The organism is Mycolicibacterium komossense (assembly GCF_025822605.1).
GTDB classification, from domain to species: domain Bacteria; phylum Actinomycetota; class Actinomycetes; order Mycobacteriales; family Mycobacteriaceae; genus Mycobacterium; species Mycobacterium komossense.
Map to the genome: position 1 here is coordinate 33,040 of NZ_JACKTY010000038.1, position 19,475 is coordinate 52,514.

Genomic DNA, 19,475 nt, shown 5'->3' on the forward strand with positions numbered 1-19,475 from the left:
TCGTGGCTGAACTACGTTCCTTTATCTTCATCGACCGGCTTCAGCCGCAGACGATGTCCTACCTGGGCACCTGGACCCGCGGTGTGCTCCCGCGCGCCGATGTCGCCGCCCAGATCATCGAGGTGGCACCGGGACTCGACATCGAAGGCATCACCGATGTCGCGCTCAAACACGCCGAGGTCCAGGCCGGTGTCCTGGTGGTCGAGCGCCAGTTCGGTTACCTGGAGTTCCACGGGGAAACGGGCTCGGTCAAGGCAGCCGCCGATGCTGCACTGGAAGAGCTGGGCGGCGACCGAAGCTCGGCTGTCCGGCCCACCATCCTGGCCTCCCGCATCATCTCCAGCATCGACAAGCAGCACGCATTCCTGGTCAACCGCAACAAGATCGGTTCCATGGTGCTGGCCGGTGAGTCGCTGTACGTCTTGGAAGTCCAGCCGGCGTCGTATGCGATCCTCGCGACCAACGAGGCTGAGAAGGCCGCCGACATCAAGGTTGTCGACTTCCGGATGATGGGTGCCACCGGTCGGGTATACCTGTCCGGGACCGAGGCCGACGTCCGGCAGGCGGCCACTGCCGCCGAGGACGCCTTGGCCAGGAGCTCATCGTGACCGGCCCGCTGCCGATCGACCGCGGGCAACTGCGGTTGCTGGTACGGGAAGTGTTGCGCGACGCTCTGCCCGACCTAAAATCCGCGCTGCCCGCGGCACCACCGAAACCCCAGCCTGCGGTCTCTCAGACTCCGGTGGCCGAAGCGATCGGAGCCATCCCCACCGGCCCGCTGGCTGCCGGCGAGAAGAGCCGCACCGACACGGTCCGGATCGCCAACGACCGCGACTTGCAGGGCTTCGTCCGCACTCTTCTGCAGCTGTTCGAGAACCCCAAGAACCGCGCCGATCTTCGTGCCGGCCGACTGACCTTCCGGTTGGTGGAACAGGGACGCTCGGGCGCCCCTACGACCCATCGGTTCGACAGCGGCGCGGTAACCGAGCGCCAGGTCGCCGATCTGGCGGCAGCCGGCGGGGTTCTCGTCCTCGGCCGCAGAGCCGTGCTCACGCCGTTGGCCCGGGAGAAAGCCCGGGCACTGGGAATCACGATCGAGAAAGAGCGCACATGATCTCAGCGACCGTCACCGGCCACGTCTGGTCGACCCGCCGCATCGACGGGTTGCCCGCCGGTGCCCTACTGGAGGTGGAGGTCGACGGAACTTCCGGATCCCGCCTCATCGCCTTCGACGTGCTTGGCAGCGGTCTGGGCGAACGCGTGCTCATAGCGCAGGGCTCAGTGGCGGCGAACTGGTTCGTCGGCACCCCGCCGCCGGTCGACGCGCTCATCATCGGATCCATCGACCCCGACGTCAGCGGATAGCTCCACACTCACTGGTAACAGCAGCAACAGCACCGAGATAAACAAGGAGAAAAACGATGTCCAGCAACGCAATCGGAATGATCGAGACCAAGGGCTTCGTCGCCGCGCTCGCGGCTGCGGACGCGATGGTGAAGGCGGCCAATGTGACGATCACCGACCGCCAGCAGGTCGGCGACGGTCTGGTCGCCGTCATCGTCACCGGCGAGGTCGGCGCAGTCAAGGCCGCGACCGAAGCCGGAGCCGAGTCCGCCTCACAGGTCGGTGAACTGGTCAGCGTCCACGTCATCCCCCGCCCGCACAGCGAACTCGGTGCTCACTTCTCGGTGTCCGACAAGTAATTTCGGCTGCCATGACTTCAACCGACGCCCACGTGAGTACGGAGACGCGTACCGACATCCGGGTGTACCTCCTGGTGGAGGATCTGCAACAGCAGTTCGCCGCCTATCTCGGTACCCCCACCCGGGCCCGCGGCTATCCGCCTTACGCCGGCGATCACGCATTGATCGTCGAAGTATCCCCCGCCTTGGCGATCGAGCGGGTCATTGACCTGGCACTGCGCGAGGTGCCCGGTATCCAGCCCGGAATCCTCTACGTAGAGCGGCAATTCGGTGTACTGGAGATCCATTCCAGTAACCTGGCCGACGTCCGGCGGGCTGGAAACGCCATCCTCGCGGGCACCGGCAACGAAGCAACAGGCCAGTTGCGGCCGCGGGTGCTGTACCACGACATCATCGAGGACATCACCGATCAGCACGCGGTCATCCTCAACCGCAACCGACAGGCGTCGATGATCCTGCCGGGGCAGGCGTTGCTCGTCTACGAGATGACGCCGGCACTGTTCGCCGCGGTGGCCGCCAACGAAGCAGAACGCGTGGCGCCCGGCCTGACGGTGGTCGATGTCCAGATGATCGGTGCAGCAGGCCGGCTCTACATTGCGGGCACCATCGACGACGTGACCAGGGCACGGGACCGCATCACCGAGGTGCTGGCCGGGATAGTAGGGCGCGATCATTGATGGCCGAGCCTGATAAAGGGTTGCCTGATACAAGGTTGTCCGACAACACGATCGATGACGACATCACCATCGCGGAACGGGCGCTCTCGGAGTACGACCTGCCCACGGATTCCGGGCTGAGCCTGCTCAACCTGTCCGAGAACGCCACGTATGCAGTCACGGATTCCGAGACCGGCACCCGCACCATCCTGCGGGTGCACCGCCAGAACTATCACCGCGAACACGAGATCGAATCCGAACTCGCCTGGCTCGACGCGCTCCGGGCCGACAGTGACATCACGGTTCCGACTGTGCTCCCGGCCCGTGACGGACGCCGGGTGGTCACCGTCGACGTGGACGGAAGCCCGCGCCACATCGTGCATTTCGAGATGGTGGCCGGAACTGAACCCGACGAGGAGTCGGTCACCGGCCAGGACTTCCACACGCTCGGCCAGATAACCGCTGCCCTGCACCAGCATTCGCAGAGCTGGACAAGGCCGCCGGGGTTCGGGCGATTCTCCTGGGACTGGGAGCACAGCCTCGGCGGCCAGCCCCGCTGGGGCCGTTGGCAGGACGCGGAAGGTATCGGTGAGCGCGAGCGGACTCTGCTCGACCGCGCCGCGCAACTGCTCAAGCATCGACTGGACGAGTACGGATCCGGGCCGGACCGGTTCGGGCTCGTGCACGCCGACCTCCGATTGGCCAATTTGCTCACCGACGGCTCGGCCATCACCGTCATCGACTTCGACGACTGCGGATTCGGCTGGTTCTTCTACGATTTCGGCACCGCAGTATCGTTCATCGAGCACGATCCGGCGCTGCCCGAGTGGCAAGACTCCTGGGTCAGCGGCTACCGCAGCGTCTGCCCGATGGACGCTGCCGACGAAAGTATGCTGGCATCGTTCGTGCTGCTCCGCCGACTGCTTCTGCTGGCATGGATGGGGACGCACAGTCACTCCAAGGAATCCCGCACCAAGGCGATCACCTATGCCGAAGGCAGCTGCGCGATCGCCGAGCGCTATCTCACTTCCAACGGCCTGCGCTTGTACTGACCAGCCTGATCACCTAAGGACGCAACTATGTTCACCTCACTTCAGGGCCGCACCGCTATCGTCACCGGAGGCAGCAAGGGCATCGGCCGCGGGATCGCCGAGGTCTTCGCTGCCGCCGGCGTCAACGTCCTGGTGACCGCCCGCAATCAGGACGACATCGATACCACCGTGGCCGACCTCGCCGATCACCCTGCACAGGTGAGCGGCCTGCGCGCGGATGTAACCGATCCAGCGGATTGCCGGCGGGTGGTCGAGACTGCCGTCGAGCGGCACGGCGGTCTGGATATCGTGTGCGCCAACGCCGGTATCTTCCCGTCCGGCAGACTCGAGGACCTCACACCGGCCGATATCGAGAACGTGCTGGCAGTGAACTTCAAGGGCACGGTGTTCATCGTGCAGGCCGCACTGGCGGCCCTGACCGCCAGCGGCCACGGTCGAGTGATCCTCACGTCCTCGATCACCGGTCCGATCACCGGCTACCCCGGGTGGTCGCACTACGGGGCCAGCAAAGCAGCCCAGCTCGGATTCCTCCGGACGGCAGCGATCGAGCTGGCGCCGAAGAAGATCACCATGAACGCGGTTCTGCCCGGCAACATCATGACCGAGGGTTTGGTCGAAATGGGCCAGGACTACATGGACCAAATGGCGGCCGCCGTGCCTGCCGGTTGCCTCGGTAGCGTCGCCGACATCGGGAACGCTGCACTGTTCTTCGCCACCGACGAGGCGGCCTACATCACCGGTCAGTCGTTGGTGGTCGACGGGGGGCAGATCCTGCCCGAATCCCACCAGGCGCTCAGCGAGCTGTAATCTCTCCTAGAATTGGGCGTACCAAATCGCGTGGGGCAGGAGGGGTGTGCCGACGCCAAGTGAGGAATTGCGACGCAGAATCGTCGCCGACATCAATGCCGGCATGCCCGGAGCGAAGCTGGGTAGCGAACGCGATCTAGCCGAGCGTTACGACACCAGTCGCTCCAGTCTGCGTCAGGTGCTCGCGGCGTTGGAAGAGGCCGGCCTGGTGCACCGCGTGATCGGTCGATCCGGGGGTATCTTCATCAGCCAGGTTCAGGTTCAGCGCAGCCTGTCCGACGTCGTCGGCGTGCCCGCGTTCCTGGTCAACCAGGGTTACGTGGCCGGGACTCGGGTGCTGTCCACCAAGATCACCGCGCCGGACCGCACCTCACAGAAAGCTCTGCGGCTCGGGGCCAACAACTTCGTCGTCGAAATCCAGCGGGTCCGCCTCGCCGACGGGTCACCCATCTCGCTGGAGCTCGCACAGTTTCCCGCCGATGCCTTTCCTGGGCTCCTGGAGCAACAGCTCAGCGGATCGATCTACGAGATCCTCGAAAAACGTTACGGCTTGGTCACTTCCCAGGCCGAAGAGCGAATCGAGGCGGTCAACGCAACTGCGGACGAAGCCGCACTACTCGGCATCAAGGCGAAGTCGGCACTGCTGTTGATCACCCGCATCACCTACGACCAGCACGGAACTCCGTGCGAATTCTCTCGGGATCTGTTCCGCGGTGACCGCACACGGCTCGCCGTCACCGTGCAAGGCCGTGGAATCGGAATCCAGTCGCCCGCCGGCTCGGCATCGGTTGCCCTGCAAAGTGAGAGCGCCCAAACGACGGGTTGACCGCGGATCGGCGCAGCCGGCCCGATACTGGTCGCCGGTTAACCGCTAGCGCGCCCGCCAGTCGTCGTCGGGCAGCCGCTCACCCTCGAGAATGGTCAGCCACTTCTCCGCGAACTGCGCGGTCTCCTCGTGGCCGGTGGTCATGCCGAGCATCTGTTCCTGGACCAGCACCTGGGTGGCACCGGTCATCAGCACCATCAGCACGGTGGGCGGGAATTCGTCGAAGTCGACATCGTAGCGTTCAATCGCACTGGTCAGCGTTTTGATCTGCTCGACGCGGAACATCTCGGCGTAACGGGCGATCTCGGTGCGCAGCGCCTTGCGATGGTTGGACAGCGCGACGAACTCCATCGTCATGGCGGTACCGGCTGCGTCGGTTGTGAGCTCCCACAGCGCCCACAACGGCTGGCGCGCCTTCAGTGCCCTCTGGTGGTGCTGCAGCATGGCTTCAGCGCCCCGCCGGAACATCTCCAGGAACAGATCGTCCATCGTCCGGAAGTAGTAATGCACGAGCTGCGGCTTGAGGCCGGCCTGCTCGGCCACCCGCCGCGACGTGACCGCCGCATAGCCCTCGTCTCGCATGAGTTGTTCCGCGGCATCGAGCAGGACCGTGCGGTTCTTCGCGTCAGGCGCGCCGAGCCGACGAGGTGCCGTCATGGTGTTCACTCCGTTTCCCCGGTCCGAGCCCCTGATGGTGAACCGACATGTTATCGCCGCCCCCATTTCCTTGACCCTGCGCTCGAACACATGCTAAGCAAGTGCTCAGCATGTGTCAGCCCCTTCAGGAGACTCTTTTGCCCGATTACGACAGCGTTGACTTCTTCACCGACCAGTCCCTGGTCGGTGACCCCTATCCGTATTACGACCATCTGCGGTCTAAGTGCCCGGTTCTGAAGACCTCGATGTACGACGTGGTGGCGGTGACCGGCTACGAAGAAGCCAGCATCGTCTTCAAGAACAACGACATCTACTCCTCGGCGATCGCGGTCGGCGGCCCGTTCCCGCCGCTGCCCTTCACACCGGAGGGCTCCGATATCAGCGAGCAGCTCGAAGAACATCGCGACAGCATGATCATGAGCGAGCACATGGTCACGATGGACCCACCCCAGCACGCCAGGGCGCGCTCGCTGCTGAACCGGCTGCTGACACCGAGTCGGCTCAAGCACAACGAAGAGTTCATGTGGCGCCTGGCCGATCAGCAGCTCGAGGAGTTCCTGGCCAGAGATGAATGCGAGTTCCTGGGCGCATACGCCAACCCGTTCTCGATGCTGGTGATTGCCGACCTGCTCGGCGTTCCCGAAGAGGACCACGAGAAGTTCCGGCTGGTGTTGGCTTCCAATCATGAAGGCAGCCGCGTCGGCTCACTGGAGGGCGAGCTGCTGGCACACAATCCACTCGCCTGGCTCGACGACAAGTTCAGCACCTATATCACCGAGCGCAGGCACGAACCGCGCGGCGACGTACTGACCGCGCTGGCCCAGGGCAAGTACCCCGATGGCTCGACGCCGGAGGTGTCCGAGGTGGTTCGATCTGCCACCTTCCTGTTCGCGGCAGGCCAGCACACCACCACCAAGATGCTGACCTCTGCGGTACGGGTGCTGGCCGAGCACCCCGACATCCAGCAACGGCTTCGCGACGAACCCGCCCGCATCCCGGCGTTCATCGAGGAAATCCTGCGGATGGAGAGCCCGGTCAAGAGTGCGTTCCGGCTGGCCAAGAAAGACACTACCCTCGGGGAGGTCGATATCCCGGCGGGCAGCGTCGTCATGGTGTGTCCGGGTGGAATGAACCGTGATCCAAGGCATTTCGAAAATCCACACGAGATCCAGATCGATCGCCCCAATGTCCGGGAGCACCTTGCGTTCGGCCGCGGTGTGCACTCCTGCCCCGGCGGTCCACTGGCGCGCGTCGAAGGCAAGGTCACCGTCCAGCGCATGCTCGATCGAATGGCCGACATCAGGATCGACGACGATAAACACGGTCCGGCCGAAGCGCGTGCCTTCACCTACGAGCCGACGTTCATCCTGCGCGGGCTCACCGAACTGCACATCACGTTCACTCCGGTCGCGTGAGCCCGACGAGGAAGGCCGCCCACCCCGGTCGCACCGCTGACCCCCGGCAGTCGACGATCATCGCGCAGCAAAGCGGGAGCACGCTCCGAGCGTGTGCGATTATCGCTCACCTCAGAAGGTTAGATCGTTGACACACAACATATTTCGTGACACTGTCTGATTTTCTTGGAGATGCAGGTATTCCGGGACTCGCAAGGTCATGAGCGTGAAGAGGACAAGACCATGACAGTCGATGCCACCAGCGACGTCTATTTCGATCCGTATGACGTCACGATCAACGCCGACCCGTACCCGACGTTTCGCCGGCTGCGCGAGGAGGCACCGCTCTACTACAATCAACAGCGCGACTTCTTCGCGCTGAGCCGCTACGAGGACGTCAAGCGCGGCATCGTCGACCACGGGCTCTACAGCTCGGCGAAGGGCGCCATCCTCGAACTTATCCGGGCCGACTTCCCGATTCCGTCGGGCGTGCTGATCTTCGAGGATCCGCCGATCCACGATATCCATCGCAAGCTGCTGGCCCGCATGTTCACACCGCGCAAGATCGCCGTGCTCGAGGAGAAGATCCGGCAGTACTGCGCAGACAGTCTCGACCCCGTGGTCGGCAGCGGAAAGTTCGACTTCGTCACCGATCTGGGTGCCCTCATGCCGATGAAGACGATCAGCGCCCTGATCGGGATCCCCGAGGGAGACCAGCAGGCGGTGCGCGACTACGTCACCGAACAGATGAAAACCGAGGCCGGCCAGCCGATGAAGGCAGCCGAAGAAGGTCTGGTCAGCGGCGAGATCTTCGCCGACTACATCGACTGGCGCGTCGACCACCCCTCCGATGACATCATGACCGAGCTGCTCAACGTCGAGTTCGTCGATGAGACGGGCGCGACGCGCCGGTTGACCCGCGACGAATTGCTGATCTACCTCAATGTGGTGGCCGGGGCGGGCAATGACACCACCACCCGGCTGATCGGTTGGGCTGGAAAGGTTCTCGCCGAACATCCCGATCAGCGTCGTCAACTCGTCGATGATCCGGAGCTGATCCCCAGGGCCGTGGAGGAACTCGTCCGCTTCGAACCGCCTGCCCCGCACGTGGCGCGCTACGTGACCCGCGACGTCGAGTACTACGGCCGGACCGTGCCACAGGGCGCCGTGATGATGATGTTGATCGGTGCAGGCAATCGTGATCACCGCCAGTTCGCGCCCGACGGCGACGAATTCGACATCAATCGCGAGCCGCGGGCGCACCTGGGCTTCAGTGTCGGCGCGCATCACTGTCTCGGAGCATCCCTGGCCCGCCTCGAAGGCAGGGTGGCACTCGAAGAAATCCTCAAGCGCTTCCCGGAATGGACGGTGGATCTACCCAACGCGGTCCTGTCCTCGACGTCGACGATCCGCGGCTGGGACTGTCTTCCGGCCTTTGTTCCCTGAACCTCCTATACCCCAACAGAATTGAGGATGCCATGACTGGACGCGTAGAGGGCAAGGTCGCTTTCATCACCGGCGCGGCGCGCGGCCAGGGCCGCGCCCATGCAGTGCGCCTTGCACAGGAGGGCGCCGACATCATCGCGGTCGACGTGTGCAAGAAGCTCGACACGGTCGATCTGATCGCAGCGTCCACGCCGGAGGATCTGGCCGAGACGGCCGGTCTGGTGAAGAACACCGGGGCCCGTATCTTCACCGCCGAGGTCGATGTCCGTGACTACGACGCGCTCAAGGCGGCCGTCGACGCCGGCGTCGAGGAGTTCGGCAAGCTCGACATCATCGTGGCCAACGCCGGTATCGGCAATGGCGGCCAGACGCTGGACAAGACCAGCGAGCGGGACTGGACCGAGATGATCGACATCAACCTTGCCGGTGTCTGGAAGACGGTGAAAGCCGCTGTCCCCCATCTTATTGCCGCCGGCAATGGCGGTTCGATCATCCTGACGAGCTCGGTCGGCGGCATCAAGGCCTACCCCCATTGCGGCCATTACGTCGCTGCCAAACACGGTGTCGTCGGCCTGATGAAGACCTTTGCCGTCGAGCTGGGTCCTCAGAACATCCGGGTCAACTCGGTGCATCCGACCAACGTGAACACGCCGCTGTTCATGAACGACGGAACCATGAAGCTGTTCCGCCCCGACCTGGAGAACCCCGGCCCTGACGACATCAAGGTCGTGGGCGAGTTCATGCACACGCTGCCGATCGGCTGGGTCGAGCCCGAGGATATCGCCAACGCAGTGCTGTTCCTGGCCTCCGACGAGGCCCGATACATCACCGGTGTACAGCTTCCGGTCGACGGCGGCAGTTGCCTGAAGTAGCCGCAGCGATGTGCCCCGGCCGGCCCCGCCACACGGGATCGCCGGCAACGTGATCGTCCGATGCCCAATGCAAACGGCGGAACCTCTTGTGTCACTTCAGTTTCAGGTGATCAGGTTCTGTCGGTGGGGCGGGCTAGTTTCGGGGTGTGAGTTCTGGTCGGGAGGCAGTGCTGGACGCGCTGGCGGGGCTGGAGGGTGCGGTGGAGGTGTTGGCTGGGGTGTCGTGGGACGAGTTGACCGGTCCTGACGTGGTGCGGGTGTTGGTGCGGTTGGAGGCGCTGTCGCGGCGTCAGCCGGTGATCGAGCACCGCCTGATCGGGACGTTGATGCGCGACGGGTCGGCGAAAGAGCTGGGCACCAAGAATTTCAGCGATGTGTTGACCACCGCACTACGCATCAGCCCCAAAGACGCCAAGCGGCGGCTCAGGGACGCCGAAGAACTTGGCGAACGCACGTCGTTGACTGGACAGCCGTTGGCGCCGCGGATGCCGCACGTCGCGGCCGGCCAAGCTGCCGGGGTTATCGGTGGCGAGCATAGTGCGATCATTCGGGGATTCCTCACGGATCTGCCGGTGTGGGTGGATACGCCGACCCGGGAGAAAGCCGACGCCGAGTTGGCTGGGGTGGCCGCCGAGTTCGGGCCCGAAGAGTTGCGTAAAGNGATCTGCCGGTGTGGGTGGATACGCCGACCCGGGAGAAAGCCGACGCCGAGTTGGCTGGGGTGGCCGCCGAGTTCGGGCCCGAAGAGTTGCGTAAAGCAGCAGCGTTGATTGCTGCGCTGGTCAATCCCGATGGGGAGTTCTCCGATGCCGACCGGGGCCGTAAACGCGGGGTCACCATCGGCCGGCAGGGCCCGGATGCGATGTCCACCATCTCCGGGCAGATCACCCCGGAGTTGCGGGCCACGGTGGAGGCGGTGTCCTCGAAATCGGCCGCACCGGGCATGTGCAACCCGGACGACGACGCCCCGTGCGTGAAGGGAAAAGCGAGTGAGGCGCAGGTCAAAGGTGATCGCCGCACCCCCGCCCAGCGCCAGCATGATGCACTGACGGCGATGGGCCGCAACACCCTGTGCTCAGGAGAACTGGGTAGCCATCACGGCCTGCCCGTCACCATCGTGGTGTCCACCACCCTCACAGAACGCGAACCCGGGGCCGGACTCGCCGTCACCTCGAGTGGCACCCGGATGCCGATGACCGACGCCGTCCGACTGGCCTCCCACGCGTTTCATTACCTGGTGATCTTCGACCACATGGGCCGCGTACTGGACCTGGGTCGCAGCAAGCGGATCACCTCGGCCGATCAACGGATCGTCCTGCACGCCAAAGACCGCGGCTGCACCGTCCCCGGGTTTCTCACCGAAGTCCACCACGCCGAATGCGACTGGGCCCAGAACGGAGTGACCAACATCAACGACCTCACCTTCGCCTGCGGCCCCCACAACCGCCTCGTCACACCCGGCGGCTGGCGCACCCGGAAACGCAAAGACGGCCGCACTGAATGGATCCCACCACCACACCTCGACACCGGCCACGGCCGCATCAACAAACACCACCACCCCGAAGAGCTCCTGCGCCGCGAGAAGCCCGCGGGTGACGATGACGCACGCTAACTGCGCGCAGACTTCAGCCTGATACCTTTTTGGCCCCGCGCGCTCCCGGTACCCGGCCGATCACACCGTCGGCCTCCAACGCGGCGATCTCGCCTTCGCTGAGACCCAGCTCGGTGAGCAGTTCGTGGTTGTGCTCGCCCAGCAGCGGAGCCGGTGAGGTGTGATACCGCGCGGGTCCGTGTGACATCCGCATCGGCACTGTGCTGTGCAACGCCGCCCTGTTGACGGGATGACCCACCTCTTCGAAGAATTCGCGGAACGCCAGCTGCGGTATCTCGCTCTGCCGATGCGGTTGCATCACCTTGGCGGCGGGTACCCCGGCGCCCCAGAGACGGTCGACGATCTCATCGCTGCTGCGCTGCCCACACCACGCCGACAGATGTTGGTCGATCAGGTCGTGGCCCGCCCGACGGCCGCCGGCGGTGAGAAGCGCGGGGTCCATCGCCCAGTCGGGAGCACCGATCGCCTCCCGCAACAACACCCACTGGGCGTCGGTGCTCACCGCCACGGCCACCCAAGAGTCGGCGCGACCGAATTCGTCGATATCGATGGAGCGGTAGAGGTTCTGCGGTGCCGCGGCCGGACCGCGGTTGCCGTCACGTTCCAAAAGCGCCCCGTAGGAGGAGTATTCGATGACCTGCTCGGCAGCGATATTGAGCGCGGCGTCCACCATGGCGGCTTCGACCAGCACCCCCTCCCCCGTGCGACGCCGGTGTTCCAGTGCCAGGAGCAACGCGTTGAGTGCGTGCACACCCGCGTTGGGGTCACCGACGGAGTACGGCTCATACGGGTTGCGGTCCGGGTAGCCCGTCAACCAGCTCAGCCCAGACGCGTCCTCGATGATGTACGCGAACGCCGGGTTGTCCCGCCACGGCCCGTCGAGACCGAAACCGGGCATCCGGACCATGATCGCGCCGGGCCGCAGCGCCTGCACGGTGTCGAAGTCCAGCCCGATGTGGTCCATCACCCGCGGCGTGTAGTTCTCGACGATCACATCGCAGGTGGCGATCACCCGAAGCAGCAGGTCGCGGCCCTGCTCGGTCTGGAAATCCAGCGTCAGGCTCTTCTTGTTGGTGTTGAGCCCGGAGAAGATCGGCGACCGCTCCCACCACTGCTCGACCGAGGCCGGGATACCGGCGATCAACCGGGTGCCGTCGGGGCGGGGCGTGGACTCCAGGTGGATCAGCTCCGCCCCGAGGAGCGCCAGTGCATGCGTGCAGGACGGACCAGCCCAGAAGGTGGTCATATCGAGTACCCGTAACCCGCTGAACGGCGATCGATCTGGCGCACCCGCGGGGGTCGGCGCGGGGCGCACCGGTACTGCCGCACTGCGATAGGTCTCGGTGTGCTCACCGAGTCGCGGCGCCCCCCGCGGCGGCTGCAGCATCGCGGGCGAGATGCGGTACGGGTGCGCGGGCTGGGTGAATCCGTCGCGGGGATTGGTCACGAACGAGCCGCGCTCCACGAAATGATCCATAGCGGTGACATTCTCGCCGTTTCCCACCGGCGCGTTGGGGATCCGGAATGCCGATGCCAGGTCGCGGATATCCTCGACCTTCTCGCCCTTGAGCCAGTCGTAGAGCTCCGCCGCGTGCAGATTCGCCTGTTCGGTGATGGTCAGTGTGCTGTCTTCGTCGATCCACTCCTGGTGGCCGGACATCGCGCACAGGTCGTGCCATTGCTGGGCGGTCCCGCAGCCCACCGCCACCAGCCCGTCGGCGGCGGTCGCCACCCCTGGCACGGTGGGTTTACGCTCGGTGCGCCACGGTCTGCCGAGCATTTCGAAGTAGGTAACGGGATAATATGTGAGACAGAGGATTTGGGATTCCAGCATCGAGAGATCGACGAGCTCCCCGACTCCCGTGCCCAGCCGGGCGGCCCTGGACGCCAGGGTGGCCACGCTGGCATGGGCACCGGCAACCCAGTCCCCGACCTGCCCGCCGACGAAGACCGGCGCCCGGTCCTGGGCGCCACGCCCGATTCCCGTCATCCCGCCCGACCAGGCCTGCAGGGTGAACTCGGTGGCCGGGCGGTCTCGCCACGGACCCTCCAGACCAAACGGGGTGATCGCGGTGACGATCAGGTGCGGATGTCGGCGCAGGATTTCCGCGGGTGCCATCGACCCGAGCTCGGCGACCCGCGAACCAGGCGACCACACCACCGCATCAGCACCGGCCAGCAGGCCCTCGAGCATGACTGCGTCAGCCTCAGCACCCGGGTCGGCCACCACACTGTGTTTGGAGCACGCCAGGAAACTGAACAGGGCTCCGCCCGCCTCGGCGTCCACCTCGGCGCCGGACGCTGACCACATGCGTAGCGAATCACCCTCCGGTGGTTCGACTTTGGTGATATGTGCGCCACCGTCGGCGAGGAGCTTGGTGCAATATCCGCCGGCGATCCCGGTGGACAGGTCCACCACGGAGTAGCCGGACAACGGGCCGGACACGTTCAATCCTTCTTTTTGCGGTTCTTCTTGCTCAGCCTGAAATCCGGCGGGAACTTGCTGTCATTGTCATTGACCGCCCCGGCGAGACCGCTGCCGATCGCCTCGTGCATGTCGAGATCGTCCGCGCCGTCGTTTTGCACGCCGCTACCCATCGACTCGAAGAACGCGCTGAGCAGGCTGCCCAGATATTCGCCCTGGTGCTGTTTGTAGATCTCGAAGAACATCTTCTGCATGAAGACCGTGTCGACGGGTCGATTTCGCGCACACGCCAGCGCGTACTTGTATACCTCGCCTTCGAGTTCATCGCGAGAGACGACCTTGTTGAGGAAGTTGCACTTCTCCATGTCCTCGGCTGTGAAAGGCCTGCCGGTGAAGACCATCTCCTGGAACTTGCGCAGGCCCATCATCTGCACCCAGGTCCACATCCGCGGGCCCCAGCCGTAGTACCGGAACGACGGATGCCCGAACAGGGCGTCATCGGAGGAGATAACCAGATCGGCGTCGGCGCACTGATAGAAGTGCCAGCCGTAGCAATAGCCTTTGGCCTCGACGATGCTGATCTTCTTCAGTTCCTGCAGCGGCCGGTTACCGGCTTGCACGTTGGCATACCAGGCGCTGATCGTCGCGCCGTTGCGGAAGGTGCCCTGCGGAGGATACGCGGTGTCGGTGCCATCCAATTTCAGTTCTGCCAGCCGCCTTTCGGGATTCTCATTGCCTTCCATGAACTCGGGGAGGTCGGCGCCGCTACCCAGGTTGTCCCCGACCCCGCGGATCACCACGACCTTGACGTCGTTGTCGACCGAGGCACTGCGCACCACATCGGCGTACCGAAGGCGCGCGAGCGATGTCGGCGCATTGAGATACTCGGGTCGATTGAATGTGACGGTCGCGATCTTGGTCTTGGGGTCTTTCTCGTAGAGGATGATCTCCTCCGGCTCAGGCCGCTTCTTAGACACTGGCTGCCGCATCCGAGAAGGACGGGCTGGATGTCAGTACTTCCGGACCGTCATCGTTGATCAGGACGGCGTCGCGGCTGAATATCGCGCCGACCCCCTGCTCCCACACATACGAAGTGACGGCCAGGACTGTGCCGGGGTCCAACCGCTCCGCAGCAGAGGTCGTGGGCAGATCGGGCGAGATCACCGGCGGATCGAAGCCCAGCCCGAGACCGTGGGCTACAGGTATCGGCGGCAGCGCTTCGCCGGCGGTTTCGTAAGCGCTCAACAGGTCACCGGCGGATGCGCCCGGGCGGCACGCGTCGAGAAGCCGCTCCCACAGATCATGTGAACGCCGGTACAGCGCCCGTACTTCTGAGGCAGCCTTGACCTCGCCGACCGGCCAGGTCCGACCGACCTCGCCCACGTAGCCGTCGGCCAGCGCACCGGCGGCGAGAGCCACCAGATCGCCCTCGGCGATCCGGCCGTCGCGACGTCCGACCCGCCACGAATGCTCAGGTGAGGTGATCCACACTCCATCCTGGGTGGCCGAGGTGCTGAAACCGCCGGCTGCCATCGCCTCCATGAGCACGCCGTTCAAAGCCTGTTCGGTGGTTCCTGCCGCGAGCTCGGAAACCGCGGCGGCGAGCCCGCGCTCGGCAACCGTGAGCGCTCCGCGCAGCACCCGGAGCTCGTCCGCGGTCTTGATTCGGCGTGCCGCCTTCATCGCAGTCTCAGCATCGACGAACTCGGCGTTGGGGAATGCCATCGGCAACAACTGCGCGAATGACGGCGACATCGCGTCGGTACCCACGCGTTTGGCGTCAGCGGCTCCGTCAATGTGTTTGAGCACCTCGATCAGCGTCATCGGGTTCCAGGCCAGGCCGTAAAGGTGATCATGGCCGATCTCCTCGGGGATGCCCTCGTCCCAGCTGCTGTTGAGGTGAATCTCGCCGGTGGCGCGGACCAGTACACAGATCGGCGCAAACGGCCGGGTGCCCGCAACCCAGAGTTGTGGCGCGCCGGTGACATAACGGACATTGGCCTGCCTACCGAGGACGAGGATGTCGAGGTCGTCGGCCTCGAGTTGAGCGAGAACCCGTGCTCGTCGTCCGGTACGAAGGGCCAGGTCGTCAGGAACGATCTCGTCGCTCATCTGTGAAGGCCTATCAGTTCCTGCCCATAGGGCGCGTAGGAAAAGTCGGTGATCGATCGATACCCGCCCTCGGTGATGACCACGATCTCCTCGCCGCGGTATCCGCCGGTGCCGTCCTCCCAGACGACGGGCTCGAGCACAAGCAACATACCTGCCGGGAACACAAAGTTGTCGTCGAACTCCTGGCCGAGATCTGTTCCGATCATCGGCATTTCGGCGGCATTGGTGCCGATGCCGTGACCGAGGTAGAAGTGCGGCAGCCAGGGCTTCGCCCCTCCGTTGGCCGCGATCGCCGCACGGGCGAGGTCACCTGAGGTGGCGCCGGCTTTCGTCACAGCCAGCACTGCGTCGAGAATGTGGCGCCATTGTGCGAACTGGGCCTGCTGCCGGTCGGTAGGTTCGCGCCCCACCACCCAGGTGCGTCCCCAGTCGGAGCAGTAGCCCTCATAGGTGATGCTGATATCGGTCCACAGCACGTCGCCCTCGGCCAACTCCTTCTCCGTGGGCAACAGCGGCAACGCCAGGTCGCCGGTGGTGGTCCACACGGCGCCGCTGTCCCGCGTCGTGGGCATCACCTGCCAGATGGCTTCGATCATGTTGGTCGTGGCGCCGAGTTCGAACGCGCGGCGGACGAACTGCGCCGACAGGTCCATCTGGCGAACACCGGGAGCGAGCGATCGGTAAACGTCGGCGACCGCCTCTTCGGTGATGCGACAAGCCTTTCGGACCGCGGCGATCTGGTCGACGGTCTTCACCAGCTTGGCCGGGCCGATCACCGATGCGGCGTCCGAGGGCGGCCCGGCAGGGAATAGGCGACCCGCCGCCCGCCGCATCGCGCCGGTCAGCTCATCGACCGCGATCGTCGCCCGAGAGGGCACCAGAGTGGCCAGCACCCGGGCGAAATGCTCGACGCCCTCGTCGAATTCGAGGTACAGCGGACCGTGGACGTGGTCGGTTGGAACCTCGGACTCGAAGGCACTACCTTCCCGGAACGGCATGAACAGATGCGGGTGCTCATCGCCGGCCAGTACGATGGCCACGGGGCGTTCGACATGCGATAAGCCGGCATCGAGCAGGGGCCAACTGGCACCCGTCGCGTAGACGACGTTGCCGTTGCCCAACAGCACCAGCGCGTCGATACCCTTGTCATTCATGGATTCCCGAAGCCGCGCACCGCATTCGCGGTACATCCGACCACGGTCTGGCAGGTCGGGGATGCCGAGCTGCGTGCGTCCGCTCGACGTGGCAAAGGTGGTCATCAGATCCCCAGGAACTTCTGGATGTTGGTGCTGACGATCTTCGCTGCCGCTTCCGGACCGACCATCTCTACCACCGATGCCAGGGACTTCTCCGAATAGCCGAACGTGCTCTCGTTGTGGGGATAGTCCGAGGACCACATCACTTTGTCCACGCCGATATCGTCGATCAGCTTCAGCCCTAGTGGGTCGACCATGAACGACGCCGACATGTGATTGTCCCAGTAGTGACGCACGGGATGGTGCAACTCGTGGTTGAACATGTGCTGATAGGACGCCAGCAGGTGCTCGGCGTCCTGCAGAGCCGTTGGCACCCAGGCGATCCCGCCCTCGAACCAACCGATCTGCAGCTGCGGGTGCCGATCCAAGATGCCGGAGAACACATACTTGGCGAACTGCTCGCGGAACGAATCGACGTTGACCATCATGCCCACCACCACGCTGTTGTGCTCACACGGCGTCTTCGGTGGCGTCTCACCGATGTGGTGGGTGACCGGAATGCCGGCCTCCTCGATCTCGTCCCACACGGCGTCCATCGTGGTGGCGCCGTAGTCGTAGATAGTGCCTTCGTCGTCCCTGCCCGGATTCAACGGCAGGAGGAAGGTTTTGAGCCCAAGGGATTTCAGCTCGGCCAGCGTGCTGCGCGTGCCTTTCGGGTCCCACCAGTTGATCAGGCCGACACCGTAGAAGTGGCCGTGGGAGCTCTCCTGGAGTTCGGCCATGTACTCGTTGTAGATGCGGAAGACCCGCTCCCGCAGCGCCTTGTCCGGGTAGTGGAACAGCGCCAGCACGGCGTTGGGGAAGGCCAACTCTTTTTCGATACCGTCCTCGGCGAGCTCGCGGATGCGGGCCTCGATGTTGTTGGAGGCCGCCCCGGCCAGATCGTCGTACTGCATCAGCACCCGGCCGAAGTCACCGCCGGTCCAGGACTTGCCCTTCATCCCGACCATGTATGCGCCATCTTCGTACCAAATGCGCGGTGCGGAGCCTTTGAGGTCATCCGGAAAGCGTTCGTAGAAGATGTCGTCCGCCACCGAGATGTGATTGTCGGCCGAAAACACCACGGTGCCGACAGGCAGACCCACGTCTTCGCCGGCGTGGCCGTGGCGGTCCTTAGGTGCGCCGTATCCCCCTGGCGGGTAGATCACGGCGGTGTTGGACCGAGCAGTGTTGGATGGCGCGGTGCTGAAATGTGGTGCCATCTTCGGCTCTCCGTTCGAATCTGCGACAGGCGCGGCAACCGGGCCGTCTCGATTGGGCAGGACCTGGATCCCGACCGGGCGCGACTGGTGCGATAGGACCCACCTGGGCCGACCCGGACTGGGCAAGCTCCGCAGGGGAGGTGTAAGCGCCATACTCGCCCATGGGTAATGACGTTATCAGCCTATTGCCGTATCTAATAGCGAGTTCTGTGTTGCAAATACCGCACTGTCGGCTTCACACTGCGGTAATACAATTCTCCTTTAGCGAGAATCAGCTACCGCATCGCTAACGACTGAGGACCCCACTCGTCACGTGGCCGCGGACCCAGAGACCCGTGGTACCCCGAATGGGGAATGCTATTCTCCGTTTCGAGACTAAGGGGTTTGAACATGACTGAGGCAACCGAGGTGTTCGAGCGCAAGGCCGGCAAGATCGACGCCACGGCGCTGGGCCACTGGCTCGATACGCACCATGCACCCGGCCATGGAGAGTTACCCGTCCTTGAACTACTGACCGGCGGTTCACAGAACACGCTGTACCTGGTCCAGCGCGGTCAACACCGGATGGTGCTGCGGATGCCCGGCCCCAGGGCGGACACTGCGCGTCTCGACGGATTACTCCGCGAGATTCGCTTGGTGCGTGGACTCAAAGGCACCGACGTGCCGCATGCCGAACTTGTCGCGGCCGACGACTCGGGTGCCGTTCTCGGCAAGCCGTTCTATGTGATGGCCGAGATCGACGGCTGGAGCCCGATGGGCGGCGGCTGGCAGGCGCCGTTCGACACCGACCTGGGCGCCCGGCGCGACTTGGCGTTCGAACTCGTCACCGGCGCGGCCCTGCTCGGCCGGGTCGACTGGCGGGCCCAGGGCCTGGAGGGTTTCGGTCGGCCCGACGGTTTCCACGAGCGTCAGGTCGACCGGTGGTTGAATTTCCTCGCGGCATATCAGGTACGCGAACTTCCCGGGCTCGATGTCGCGGCCGACTGGTTGCGCCGCAACCGTCCTATTCACTACACACCCGGCATCATGCACGGCGACTACCAGTTCGCCAATGTCATGTTCGCGCATGGCAGCCCGGCCGATCTGGCGGCGATCGTGGACTGGGAGATGACCACCATCGGGGATCCACTGCTCGATCTGGGCTGGTGCCTGCTCGGCTACGACGGTGAAGAGCCCAGCTCCGACGGCTTCTACCTCGACATGAGCGGAATGCCCAGTCGCAGTGAACTACTCGAGCACTACGAGAAGATCAGCGGCCTGTCCACCGAGAACATCGACTACTACCTCGTCCTGGCGAATTTCAAACTCGGCATCGTGCTGGAGAAGACCTACGCGGCCTCGGTGACACATCCGGGCAAGGTCGACGCCGAGGTCGCCCAGGCCATGGGGGCGATGATCCCCGGACTGATCACCACTGCGGCGGACCTCGCCCGCTCACTACCGGATAGGGGCTGA

General features: G+C 64.5%; 18 protein-coding genes and 1 pseudogene. 13 read left to right on the forward strand and 6 right to left on the reverse strand.

Annotated features, from left to right (window positions below):
- Window positions 1-2 precede the first annotated feature (2 nt).
- From H7J73_RS23695 to H7J73_RS23730, 8 genes are read left to right on the forward strand one after another with little or no spacing between them, the layout of a single operon-like run.
- Window positions 3-608, forward strand: coding sequence for a BMC domain-containing protein (locus H7J73_RS23695; protein WP_264070170.1), 606 nt, complete (start codon window positions 3-5; stop codon window positions 606-608).
- An 8-nt stretch (window positions 609-616) separates the two neighbouring features.
- Window positions 617-1,114, forward strand: coding sequence for a hypothetical protein (locus tag H7J73_RS23700; protein WP_264070217.1), 498 nt, complete (start codon window positions 617-619; stop codon window positions 1,112-1,114).
- Window positions 1,111-1,365 (forward strand): EutN/CcmL family microcompartment protein, encoded by a 255-nt coding sequence (locus tag H7J73_RS23705; protein WP_264070171.1) that lies wholly within the window; start codon window positions 1,111-1,113, stop codon window positions 1,363-1,365. Before H7J73_RS23700 ends, H7J73_RS23705 begins: the two co-directional genes overlap by 4 nt.
- Window positions 1,366-1,421: 56 nt before the next feature.
- The gene (locus H7J73_RS23710; RefSeq protein WP_264070172.1) at window positions 1,422-1,703 is read left to right on the forward strand and encodes a BMC domain-containing protein; all 282 of its coding nucleotides are present in this window, start codon (window positions 1,422-1,424) and stop codon (window positions 1,701-1,703) included.
- 11 nt (window positions 1,704-1,714) lie between these two features.
- Window positions 1,715-2,380, forward strand: coding sequence for a microcompartment protein (locus tag H7J73_RS23715; RefSeq protein ID WP_264070173.1), 666 nt, complete (start codon window positions 1,715-1,717; stop codon window positions 2,378-2,380).
- Between the two features lie 35 nt (window positions 2,381-2,415).
- Window positions 2,416-3,411, forward strand: coding sequence for a phosphotransferase enzyme family protein (locus H7J73_RS23720; protein ID WP_435405567.1), 996 nt, complete (start codon window positions 2,416-2,418; stop codon window positions 3,409-3,411).
- Window positions 3,412-3,438: 27 nt separating this feature from the next.
- Entirely contained in the window at window positions 3,439-4,218 is a 780-nt protein-coding gene (fabG, locus tag H7J73_RS23725; RefSeq protein ID WP_264070175.1) for a 3-oxoacyl-ACP reductase FabG, read from the forward strand.
- 46 nt (window positions 4,219-4,264) lie between these two features.
- Window positions 4,265-5,044, forward strand: a complete 780-nt coding sequence (locus tag H7J73_RS23730; protein WP_264070176.1) for a GntR family transcriptional regulator — start codon at window positions 4,265-4,267, stop codon at window positions 5,042-5,044.
- 45 nt (window positions 5,045-5,089) lie between these two features.
- Here the strand turns inward: H7J73_RS23730 and H7J73_RS23735 are convergent, their stop codons facing one another.
- Window positions 5,090-5,701, reverse strand: coding sequence for a TetR/AcrR family transcriptional regulator (locus H7J73_RS23735; RefSeq protein ID WP_264070177.1), 612 nt, complete (start codon window positions 5,699-5,701; stop codon window positions 5,090-5,092).
- 137 nt (window positions 5,702-5,838) lie between these two features.
- Between H7J73_RS23735 and H7J73_RS23740 the strand changes: the two genes are divergently transcribed.
- The 4 genes and pseudogenes from H7J73_RS23740 to H7J73_RS23755 all read left to right on the forward strand — a co-directional run bounded on the left by H7J73_RS23740 (window position 5,839) and on the right by H7J73_RS23755 (window position 11,025).
- Entirely contained in the window at window positions 5,839-7,116 is a 1,278-nt protein-coding gene (locus tag H7J73_RS23740; protein WP_264070178.1) for a cytochrome P450, read from the forward strand.
- Between the two features lie 222 nt (window positions 7,117-7,338).
- The gene (locus H7J73_RS23745) at window positions 7,339-8,541 is read left to right on the forward strand and encodes a cytochrome P450 (RefSeq protein ID WP_264070179.1); all 1,203 of its coding nucleotides are present in this window, start codon (window positions 7,339-7,341) and stop codon (window positions 8,539-8,541) included.
- 32 nt (window positions 8,542-8,573) lie between these two features.
- Window positions 8,574-9,413, forward strand: a complete 840-nt coding sequence (locus H7J73_RS23750; protein WP_264070180.1) for a mycofactocin-coupled SDR family oxidoreductase — start codon at window positions 8,574-8,576, stop codon at window positions 9,411-9,413.
- Window positions 9,414-9,583: 170 nt separating this feature from the next.
- Window positions 9,584-11,025, forward strand: a pseudogene (locus H7J73_RS23755) (13E12 repeat family protein).
- Between the two features lie 13 nt (window positions 11,026-11,038).
- On the opposite strand, the gene H7J73_RS23760 reads toward H7J73_RS23755, so the two are convergent.
- From H7J73_RS23760 to H7J73_RS23780, 5 genes are read right to left on the reverse strand one after another with little or no spacing between them, the layout of a single operon-like run.
- A complete protein-coding gene (locus tag H7J73_RS23760; protein ID WP_264070181.1) occupies window positions 11,039-13,471 on the reverse strand; it encodes a CaiB/BaiF CoA transferase family protein in 2,433 nt (810 codons plus the stop codon).
- 2 nt (window positions 13,472-13,473) lie between these two features.
- Window positions 13,474-14,439 carry an enoyl-CoA hydratase/isomerase family protein gene (locus tag H7J73_RS23765; RefSeq protein WP_264070182.1) on the reverse strand — a complete coding sequence of 322 codons (966 nt, stop codon included), beginning with the start codon at window positions 14,437-14,439 and terminating at the stop codon, window positions 13,474-13,476.
- A complete protein-coding gene (locus tag H7J73_RS23770; RefSeq protein WP_264070183.1) occupies window positions 14,420-15,562 on the reverse strand; it encodes a M24 family metallopeptidase in 1,143 nt (380 codons plus the stop codon). Before H7J73_RS23770 ends, H7J73_RS23765 begins: the two co-directional genes overlap by 20 nt.
- Window positions 15,559-16,821 carry a M24 family metallopeptidase gene (locus H7J73_RS23775; RefSeq protein WP_264070184.1) on the reverse strand — a complete coding sequence of 421 codons (1,263 nt, stop codon included), beginning with the start codon at window positions 16,819-16,821 and terminating at the stop codon, window positions 15,559-15,561. Before H7J73_RS23775 ends, H7J73_RS23770 begins: the two co-directional genes overlap by 4 nt.
- Complete coding sequence (locus tag H7J73_RS23780; protein ID WP_264070185.1) at window positions 16,821-18,020, reverse strand: amidohydrolase family protein; 1,200 nt, start codon at window positions 18,018-18,020, stop codon at window positions 16,821-16,823. Before H7J73_RS23780 ends, H7J73_RS23775 begins: the two co-directional genes overlap by 1 nt.
- Before the next feature lie 390 nt (window positions 18,021-18,410).
- On the opposite strand from H7J73_RS23780, the gene H7J73_RS23785 reads away from it, so the two are divergent.
- Complete coding sequence (locus H7J73_RS23785) at window positions 18,411-19,475, forward strand: phosphotransferase family protein (protein WP_264070186.1); 1,065 nt, start codon at window positions 18,411-18,413, stop codon at window positions 19,473-19,475.